Genomic DNA, 9593 nt, shown 5'->3' on the forward strand with positions numbered 1-9593 from the left:
TAATGCAAAACTGCTATCACTGTAATGAACCTGTTTTAACTGGCAATGAATTCACCACTTTTATCGACAACCAAGATCAGCTTATGTGCTGTCCTGGTTGTCAGGCGGTTTCACAAGCTATTATTGATTCAGGTCTGGCGAGTTATTACCAATATCGAAGTGAACCGGGTAGCAAACAAACTGCCCTGGTCCCAGCTGAATTAGCGCAATACTCAGCTTATGATATCCCTGAAGTTCAACAAGACCTTACCCACAAAGTTGATGGTATCAATACCATTTCAGTTTCGATTGACGGTATAACCTGTGCGGCATGCGCATGGTTAATTGAACATAAGCTAAAACAATTAGCGGGTATTACTAACATAAGCGTAAATTCTACCACGCAGCGCGCTTTAGTTAGTTGGCATGAAGAGTCACTGAAACTCAGTGAAATTCTTGCGGCGATAAGCCGTATTGGCTACCAGGCTGCGCCTTATCAAGTGGATGAGCAAGAAAAGCAAAGTAAAACAGAAGGCCGAAAGTTTTTATTACGCTTAGGCTTAGCTGGTTTTGCTACCATGCAAGTGATGATGTTTGCATTGGCCTTGTACTCTGATTACTTCACCCTCCAAGATACTCAAATGCGCGATTACTTTCGCTGGGTCAGTATGACCTTGGCCGCGCCAGTGGTATTTTATTCTGCTCAGCCTTTTTATTTCAGCGCCATAAGAAGTTTACTTAGCGGTAAACTCAATATGGACTTATCGGTATCAATTGCAATCGCCGGAGCTTATATTGCCAGTTGTTTTGCAACGATTAATGGCAATGGAGAAGTGTATTTTGAATCTGTCTCCATGTTTACTTTCTTCCTATTACTTGGCCGCTATTTTGAACAAAAAGCCAAACAAACTGCATCCGTCAATTCAAGTAATCTTCATAAACTGGTGCCATTAACAGCTCATTTAAAACTTGATGGTGATATTTCAGAAATACCTGCCAAGCGATTAAAATTAGGCGATATTATCCTTGTTAGACCGGGCGATATCGTTGCCGCTGATGGGGATATTATTGAAGGGAAATCGGGCCTTAATGAATCAATGCTCACAGGTGAGCAAATGCCTCTCATTAAAACCATTAATGACAGTGTATTTGCTGGCACAATTAATATTGATCAAGCCCTGACGGTAAAAGTCACCGCTTTAGGACAAGATCAACTCGTCGCTGAAATTATTCGCTTGCAAGAAGTGGCTTCAAACACCAAACCTGCTATTGCGAAACTGGCTGATAGGTTAGCGCGTTATTTTTCAGGTACGATTTTAGCAATTGCGTCGTTAACCTATGTGGTGTGGTTACAAATTTCACCAGAAGATGCTTTTTGGGTGACATTATCGGTATTAGTGGCAACCTGTCCTTGTGCCCTCGCCCTTGCTACGCCAACTGCGATTACTTGCGCGACGGCTATTTTTACCAAACTGGGTATAATCACCCGAAAAGCTGGGGTATTTGAAAAACTGCCTCGTATCAACCATGTCGTATTCGATAAAACCGGTACCTTAACCTGCGGCACTATTTCACTTGAAAGTATTGTATTAACCGATAGCCAAAATGAACAAACCGTTTTAGCCTATGCCGCCGCATTAGAAACTGGCTCACTTCACCCAATTGCCAGTGCATTTAAAGCCCATGCTCACAGTGATATTTGTGCCACCGACATACAGCATCACGTTGGCTTAGGCATATCAGGTAACATTAATACTGATGTCGTTAAAATTGGTAATGCTGAATTTGTGGGAGTCGATGCCAATCAGTGCAACGGCAAACTGTTGTGGTTGTCTGTGAATGGCATTATTACAGCCTGTTTTTCCCTAAAGGATGCTCTCAGGGTAGATAGTCTAGAAACCATAAAACAACTTCAACATCAAAATATCGATGTTAGTATTGCTAGTGGTGACTGTGCCAGCCATGTGAACGCTATCGCGCAGCAGCTTAATGTTAAAAATAGTTATGCAGGACTTAACCCTAAAGATAAACTAGATTTGATAAACAAATTACAACAAACACAAGATGTGGCAATGTTTGGAGATGGCATTAATGATGCTCCCGTTTTAGCCGGAGCCAATTTATCCGTCGCGATGGGAAGTGGCAGCGCTATCGCTAAAAATAGTGCCGATTTGATTTTACTTGGTGATCAACTATCTAAGTTTAATCAAGCAATTACAGTTTCAAAGTTAACAAATAAAATAATAAAACAAAACTTAATTTGGGCGTTTGCTTACAATGTCATTATTCTACCGCTAGCGGTTACCGGTCATGTAGTACCGTATATTGCAGCGATTGGAATGTCAGTTAGTTCGATTATCGTCGTATCTAACAGCTTACGCTTACTCAGGATAAAAATATGAGTATCATCTACGTACTAATTCCTATCGCAATGCTATTTGTTGCAATTGCTGTTGCCATCTTCTTTTGGGCAGTCAAAAGTGAACAATTCGACGATTTAGACCGTCAAAGTGTTTCTATTTTATTTGATGAAGATAAACCAAGTGAAACAGAATCAGAGAAAAAGAATTGATTGAATACAATGTATGGGGTGCTTTTTTAGTTGGATTAATGGGTGCGGCACATTGCTTTGGCATGTGCGGTGGTTTAGTTGGCGCATTTGCATCTAACTTACCCAATACAGCATCGAATCAGCTCGCCAATCAGTTAAGTTTTTTATTAAGCTACAATCTAGGCAGGATACTCAGTTATACCCTAGCAGGTGCATTAGCTGGAGCCAGTACCGCAGCCTTAGGTTATATGTTTGACCTTGATAACTATCTTATCGGCCTGCGTATTTTTGCTGGCATTATGATGATAGCCACAGGGCTTTACATCGCCCAGCTTTGGTTTGGTATTGTGCAAATCGAAAAAGTAGGCAAAATGTTATGGCGTTTTTTAAAGCCATTGGCTAACAAATTGTTACCCATTAAACATAAACATCAAGCCGTCATGGCTGGTATAATATGGGGTTGGTTACCATGCGGTTTAGTCTATAGCACCTTAACTTGGGCTGTTGCGGCTGGTAATGCCCTTGATGGCGCCTTAATCATGTTAGCTTTTGGTTTAGGTACATTGCCCGCGTTACTCAGTGCCGGTGTAGCGGCGAAAACGTTAGCTCAATGGGTACAAAAAAAGCAGGTCCGAATGACAAGTGGGATCTTGATTGTAGTATTTGGGCTACAAACTATATATATCGCCATCATGCAGCTAAACTAGCTGTAACTTTGTTATTAGTTTAACATGGCTAAGTAGTAATTAATTGAGAGTACATATGCCTATAGACCCAACTAAACAACTTCGAGCATCAACCGGAGGTTGTGCGATACATTGTCATGATTGCAGTATGGAATCATTATGTATCCCCTTCTCGCTTAATAACAACGAGTTAGATAGACTCGATGAGATTATTGAGCGTAAAAAGCCAGTGCAAAAAGGTGACCAAATATTTAAGTCTGGTGATCCTCTCAAGTCTTTATTTGCTATTCGATCTGGCACAATTAAAAGCTACACCATCACAGAGCAAGGCGATGAACAAATCACTGGCTTTCATTTAGCTGGTGACGTTATCGGCTTTGATGGTATTCATTCTCAAATTCATCAGAGTTTTGCCCAAGCATTAGAAACTGCAATGGTATGTGAAATACCGTTTGATACTTTAGATACCTTAGCGGGCAGTATGCCAAAACTTAGACAACAGATAATGCGTCTCATGAGTAATGAGATCATGAGCGATCAAGAAATGATTTTGTTGTTATCTAAAAAGAATGCCGAAGAACGCCTAGCCGCATTTATCAGCAATCTGGCTAACCGTTTTGGTAGCCGCGGTTTCTCACCTCATGAATTTAGATTAACCATGACCCGTGGTGATATTGGTAATTACCTTGGGCTAACAGTTGAAACAATTAGCCGCTTACTTGGCCGTTTTCAAAAGTCAGGCTTTATTGAAGTTAAAGGCAAATACATCACTATTGTTGATCATAAAGCACTGAGTCAGTTAGCGGGTAATTCGCGGATTGCAACCTAGGCTTAATAACTTTTCAAAGTTTGATCTCTCTCAAAGTATTTTATGGCAATAACAGTGATAGTTAATTAACAGAGTTTAACATTTTAGCTTGGAGGTTTTATGAAGGATTATAATAAGATACTCGTTGTCATAAACCCTATGACAGATCATCAACCTGCGTTAGCTAGAGCTGTTGAGCTAGCGATTAAGTCCAACGCAACTATCACTGCATTTCTCACTATTTTTGACTTCTCCTACGAGATGACATCAATTTTATCCAGTAATGAGCGTGAAGCTATGCGTCAAGGCGTTATAGCTCAACGTGAAACCTGGTTAAATGAAGCCATCGAAAGTTATACTAAGTCTGGAATGTCTATTGATGCGAAAGTAGTTTGGCACAATCGCCCATTTGAAAGTGTTATTAAATACGCTATCGATGAACAATTTGATTTGTTGGTCAAAAGCACCCACGAGCACGATAAACTCAAATCAATTATTTTCACCCCTACTGATTGGCATTTATTACGTAAAGCGCCTATTCCTGTTCTTATGGTTAAAGAACACGATTGGCCAGTAGCAGGTAATATTGTTTGCGCAATAAATGTAGCGTCTGAAGATGAAGATCATCAGACTCTTAATACCAAAGTTATTAAAAACGCCTTAAATTTAGCCGATAAGTTTTCAGCTAAAGTGCATTTAGTTAATGGCTATCCAGGTACCCCAGTCAATTTAGCCATAGAATTGCCAGAGTTTGATGCCGCAAGTTATAACGACACGGTCCGAATGCAGCATGAACAACGGATCCAATCTATCGCCCATAGCTTTGATATTCCATTAGAAAATTGCCATGTTGAAGAAGGTCTGCCTGAAGATATTATTCCTGAATTAGCCACAAAGTTAGACGCTGAGTTAGTTATTTTAGGTACAGTGGGTCGTACAGGTTTTTCTGCCGCACTAATTGGTAATACAGCAGAACATGTTATTGATAGCATTAACTGTGATCTACTCGCTATCAAGCCAGATGGGTATAAGTCACCTCTAGAAGAGTAAATCCTTTACCCTAAGGCAGAATGCTGGAATAATACGCGCCCTGAAACAAATGGTTACTGGGCGCTTTTTTATGTCGCAAATGCAACAACAAAACAAACTACAATTGGATCGTCAAAATAAGCTCGAAAAAAAGCTCCGCCATGAAGTTGGTCGTGCTATCGGCGATTATCAAATGATTGAAGAAGGTGACATTGTTATGTGTTGCCTTTCAGGCGGCAAAGACAGTTATGCCATGCTTGATATTTTATTAAATTTACAAAAACGTGCCCCGATTTCTTTTGAAGTTGTCGCGGTAAATTTAGATCAAAAGCAACCTGGGTTTCCAGAAGATATTCTACCTGCCTATTTAGATAGTTTAAAAGTGGCCTACCATATCTTAGAAAAAGACACCTACTCGATAGTCAAAGATAAGATCCCTGAAGGTAAAACCACTTGCTCTTTATGTTCTCGCCTTCGTAGAGGAACCCTATATGGTTTCGCACAGCGGATCGGAGCCACTAAAATTGCCTTAGGTCACCACCGTGATGACATCATTGAAACATTATTCTTAAATATGTTCTTTGGTGGCAAGATGAAAGCAATGCCACCAAAATTACTTTCGGATGATGGGGCTAACATGGTGATCCGTCCATTAGCTTACTGTAAAGAAAAAGACATCGCTGAATACGCAGAATTGAAACAGTTCCCGATTATTCCATGTAACCTTTGCGGATCACAAGAAAATTTAAAACGTGGTGCAGTTAAAGACATGCTAAAACAGTGGGATGTGGATTTCCCTGGTAGAATCGAATCCATCTTCACGGCGATGCAAAATACCTCGCCGTCACAAGGTGTTGATCGTAACCAATTTGATTTCTTATCACTTGAAAGAAATGCTGACGCACCTATGTCTGGCGCTGTGGCTGAATCAGAGCTACCTGCATTTGATTTTCTTGATATGAGTAACAACGGCCATATTAATCTTGATGCTGCAGCAAGAATTGATGTTGTGAGTACCTACAAGCCGTAATCACATAACGTTCGATTATACAGCACTTTAATAAGTGCTGTAGATATACAAAAGCCCTCTATTGAGGGCTTTTTCAATCTATCTAAAAAGTTTTACTCGACAAACGGGCTAATGACTGCAGGAGTAACAGAAAAAGAAATCTCATTTAATTCATTGAGTGTAAAGTTAGCCAATTGTAGCGGCTCACTAATAAGCTGCTGTTTATTATCAATGCTAACAGTTACCGGATAGTCAGTATCGTTAAAACTGAATGTAACACCAGATATTGACTTTCTAAAATACTTCATTGGAAAACCTTGCTGGCCATCCAATAACGCATCCATATCATCTTTTACCGCAATGATTTGCTGCTGATTATATGATTTAAGCTGTTGCTTCGCCCTCACCTGCATTGCTATGCCACATCCTGTGGGATCACCCTTCATGGTTAAGTTAATTAAACCGCGATCAGATTTTAACTGAGCATCATAAGGTAAAAAAAGCCGCTGCTGCTCATTAAAAGTTAATGGATATTGGTTTTTCTCAGTACTGATATCCCCGCTTAAAATAGTGCAAGCTTGAGTTTTAGGCACACTAAACACAATTTCAACTAACTGATAGTTGGCTTTGTTGACCTGCTTTAATCTTTCGTAAAAACCGGCATAAGGAATAGATACCGTATCGGCAATTGAAAAAAAGCTTACCGAGAAAGCCACTGTAGCCATTGCTAATCTTGTTGTTATTTTCATTAACTATAATCCAGCTAAATAATTTTTATTATGACGCATCATTAGAAGTAATTCGTCGATATATTCATGTTTACGTTCTGAGTAATGTAACAGGCCAAAGACCAATTCTTCTGCAGTGGGCTCAATATCTTGGGCTCTTAGATCCGCCCTGATTGAACGTAATAAATGGTAAGCCGAATTAGTATTCAAATTAAGCAGGTATGCAGCTATTGAGTCCTCTGGGGTATCAAACGATGCAACTTCATGATTAAGCCCTGGGGTTCTTGATTGCGGCACTAAACCACAGCCTTTAGAAAAGCACCATTGCCCAAAATAATTATTACCTTCTGTAGCGAAGCGAGAGCTGCCCCAACCAGTTTCATTGGCGGCTTGAATTAGTACCATTTTAACTGGCAAGGTATCGACGCGTTCAAGTAACGGTGTCAGAGTGATTAAATCAAACTTTTTTACTTGATATCGATATTTTTGAGTTAGCTTTTGCAATTTAAAAATATCAGCATCAGTAAGCGGTTGCCCATTACGAAGGTTATTGAGAATAACAATTAAAAATTTTCTTTCTGCACTAATAATTGCATTTTGATGTTTGACTGCAGGCGTCATGTAATCAAAAAACGTTTGTTTCTTAGTTGGGATATCTGAAATGCTCGAAAAATCTGGCACTTGATTTGAAAGCTGTGGGTTTTCTTTTATATCAGGAGTGGTTATCAAGATTTGTTCAATCGTTGGTACTAGCCAAGCTCTGATAAAAAACATAACAATGATGACCGCCGCTAAAGCAAGGGTAAACTTTCCAATTCTACCTGTTTTCAATTAAAAGCCTTTATGTAATTTTTTTAGTGATTATACCGAGATTTGCACGTAATAGAAGGTATGACTTAAAGCGATTAATCGCTATTTTAACAGACTGAAATATTTCAATAATAGAGATTAAAAATGGACTACCTTAAGCGCTTTTATATCAAGTTTAGATAACTGATTAAGTAAAAATAATGGGCCTTTAAGGCCCATTATCGTTAAAGCACCTGTGCAATCGCTTTACAAATCACAGGGATATTTTGTTTTGTCATTCCTGCAACGCTAATACGACCTGAGCCTACAATATAAACACCAAACTCTTCTTTTAAACGAGTTACTTGTTGCTTATTTAAACCAGAAAAACTAAACATACCGTTTTGACGTGATATAAAGCTAAAGTCTTGTGATACGCCTTCTTGCTTTAAGGTATCTACAAATAAGGTTCTCATTTCTGCGATACGTTGACGCATAGCACTAAGCTCTGATTCCCATTCTTTACGTAAGCCATCATCAGATAAAATGGTACTCACAATTAAGCCACCATGAGCTGGAGGGTTTGAGTAACTCGCACGGATAGTCTTTTTGATTTGGCTAAAACTTTTTTGTGCTACAACTTCTGTTTCAGCAACAACGGTTACTGCACCGATACGCTCATTATAAAGACCGAAGTTTTTTGAGAATGAGTTAGCGACTAATAATTCAGGCACTTTGGCAGCTACAGCACGTAACCCTTGTGCATCTTCTTCAATGCCGGCGCCGAAGCCTTGATAAGCAAAATCAAATAAAGGAACCAATTGCTTGTCGCTACATAGTTGACCGATGATTTGCCACTGCTCAATAGTCAAATCAATGCCTGTAGGGTTATGACAGCAGCCATGTAAAAGCACCATGTCACCAGCTTGCGCAGTATTTAGATCGGTGACCATAGCATCGAAATCCATGTCATGTGTTTCAGCTTTGTAATAACCGTATTCTTTTATCTCTAAACCAGCAGTTTGAAAAATATTTTGATGGTTTGCCCATGTCGGGTTACTCACCCATAAGATATTTGAGTCAGTGTTGTTTACTAAAAACTCAGCTGCAACTCGTAAAGAACCTGTTCCGCCAGGTGCTTGGGCGGTAAATGCTCTTTTGTCACGAATGATGGCACTGTCTTTACCAAATAATAAGCTTTGAACCACTTGGTTATAACGCTCCACACCTTCAATTCCAAGATAGTTCTTTGTTTTCTCAGTCTCTAATAAAATGGCTTCAGCTTTTTTTACCGATGTCAGTACAGGAGTTTGACCTGCTTCGTCTTTGTAGATCCCAACACCTAAGTTAACTTTGTCTGTACGAGTATCTTTTTTAAAGGCATCGGTTAAACCTAAGATAGGATCTGCTGGCGCTTGAGGGATTTGAGAAAATATCATTACATCTTTCCTACTATTGAAGTGAACAACTTTTTTTCTATTTATACCATTGTATGACTTTAGGAAGTAGTCACAAAAGACATTCTGGTAATAATTAGATCACAGTTTGAAGATTCATTAAAAATATTCCCATAAAACCAAATATTCTTGATAAAAAGAACTCTAACTTAGTTCATGGTTCAGTATTGTGTGTTTTTTATTTCAGATAGTCTTAATTGAGTACATCGAATAAAGAAAGACCAGCTAAAGTTTAACTGATGTTGTCTATTTAAAAACGACGAGGGATTATGAGTAATATGTTTTATTAAAATAAATTTTGGATACAAAAAAGCCCCAACTAATGTTGAGGCTTTTTTGCACCATACTTACGTATGTAAGTTCTCATCATTGCTAAGCAAAGACTAAGAATAATGGTACCCGAGGCCAGACTTGAACTGGCACGCCTATTTAAAAACGACGAGGGATTATGAGTAATAAGTTTTATTTAAACAAATTTCAGATACAAAAAAGCCCCAACTAATGTTGAGGCTTTTTTGCACCATACTTACGTATGTAAGTTCTCATCATTGCTAAGC

At 39.0% G+C, this 9593-nt stretch carries 9 protein-coding genes; 6 read left to right on the forward strand and 3 right to left on the reverse strand.

The features are described from left to right. The first annotated feature begins 2 nt into the window (after positions 1-2). The 6 genes from Q4591_RS10040 (at position 3) to ttcA (ending at position 6083) form a co-directional block, all read left to right on the forward strand. Positions 3-2381 (forward strand): heavy metal translocating P-type ATPase, encoded by a 2379-nt coding sequence (locus Q4591_RS10040; protein ID WP_303460904.1) that lies wholly within the window; start codon positions 3-5, stop codon positions 2379-2381. After that, on the forward strand, positions 2378-2551 hold the full coding sequence (ccoS, locus tag Q4591_RS10045) for a cbb3-type cytochrome oxidase assembly protein CcoS (protein WP_102435391.1): 174 nt from the start codon (positions 2378-2380) through the stop codon (positions 2549-2551). The genes Q4591_RS10040 and ccoS overlap by 4 nt, the downstream gene beginning before the upstream one ends. Beyond that, positions 2548-3237: a sulfite exporter TauE/SafE family protein gene (locus Q4591_RS10050; protein WP_303460906.1), complete on the forward strand. Its 690-nt coding sequence runs from the start codon at positions 2548-2550 to the stop codon at positions 3235-3237. Before ccoS ends, Q4591_RS10050 begins: the two co-directional genes overlap by 4 nt. Before the next feature lie 55 nt (positions 3238-3292). Further along, positions 3293-4045 carry an electron transport transcriptional regulator EtrA gene (gene etrA / locus Q4591_RS10055; RefSeq protein WP_102435395.1) on the forward strand — a complete coding sequence of 251 codons (753 nt, stop codon included), beginning with the start codon at positions 3293-3295 and terminating at the stop codon, positions 4043-4045. Positions 4046-4144: 99 nt separating this feature from the next. After that, entirely contained in the window at positions 4145-5074 is a 930-nt protein-coding gene (gene uspE / locus Q4591_RS10060; RefSeq protein ID WP_303460908.1) for a universal stress protein UspE, read from the forward strand. Between the two features lie 70 nt (positions 5075-5144). Further along, the gene (gene ttcA / locus Q4591_RS10065) at positions 5145-6083 is read left to right on the forward strand and encodes a tRNA 2-thiocytidine(32) synthetase TtcA (protein ID WP_198589347.1); all 939 of its coding nucleotides are present in this window, start codon (positions 5145-5147) and stop codon (positions 6081-6083) included. Positions 6084-6175: 92 nt separating this feature from the next. Here ttcA and Q4591_RS10070 read toward each other — a convergent pair whose 3' ends face one another. From Q4591_RS10070 to Q4591_RS10080, 3 genes are all read right to left on the reverse strand, one after another. Further along, positions 6176-6811: a DUF2987 domain-containing protein gene (locus Q4591_RS10070; protein WP_303460910.1), complete on the reverse strand. Its 636-nt coding sequence runs from the start codon at positions 6809-6811 to the stop codon at positions 6176-6178. A gap of 3 nt (positions 6812-6814) precedes the next feature. Next, positions 6815-7621: a glucosaminidase domain-containing protein gene (locus Q4591_RS10075; RefSeq protein WP_303460912.1), complete on the reverse strand. Its 807-nt coding sequence runs from the start codon at positions 7619-7621 to the stop codon at positions 6815-6817. A gap of 203 nt (positions 7622-7824) precedes the next feature. Next, positions 7825-9018 carry an amino acid aminotransferase gene (locus tag Q4591_RS10080; RefSeq protein WP_102435403.1) on the reverse strand — a complete coding sequence of 398 codons (1194 nt, stop codon included), beginning with the start codon at positions 9016-9018 and terminating at the stop codon, positions 7825-7827. Positions 9019-9593: the final 575 nt, after the last annotated feature.

The organism is Shewanella sp. 3_MG-2023, from assembly GCF_030548765.1.
Classification (GTDB): domain Bacteria; phylum Pseudomonadota; class Gammaproteobacteria; order Enterobacterales; family Shewanellaceae; genus Shewanella.

Excerpts from the sequence above, each read along its gene's own strand:
- Q4591_RS10040 (WP_303460904.1), top strand. The coding sequence starts at position 3 with ATGCAAAACTGCTATCACTGTAATGAACCTGTTTTAACTGGCAATGAA.
- ccoS (WP_102435391.1), top strand. The coding sequence starts at position 2,378 with ATGAGTATCATCTACGTACTAATTCCTATCGCAATGCTATTTGTTGCA.
- etrA (WP_102435395.1), top strand. The coding sequence starts at position 3,293 with ATGCCTATAGACCCAACTAAACAACTTCGAGCATCAACCGGAGGTTGT.
- uspE (WP_303460908.1), top strand. The coding sequence starts at position 4,145 with ATGAAGGATTATAATAAGATACTCGTTGTCATAAACCCTATGACAGAT.
- ttcA (WP_198589347.1), top strand. The coding sequence starts at position 5,145 with ATGTCGCAAATGCAACAACAAAACAAACTACAATTGGATCGTCAAAAT.
- Q4591_RS10070 (WP_303460910.1), bottom strand. The coding sequence starts at position 6,811 with ATGAAAATAACAACAAGATTAGCAATGGCTACAGTGGCTTTCTCGGTA.
- Q4591_RS10080 (WP_102435403.1), bottom strand. The coding sequence starts at position 9,018 with ATGATATTTTCTCAAATCCCTCAAGCGCCAGCAGATCCTATCTTAGGT.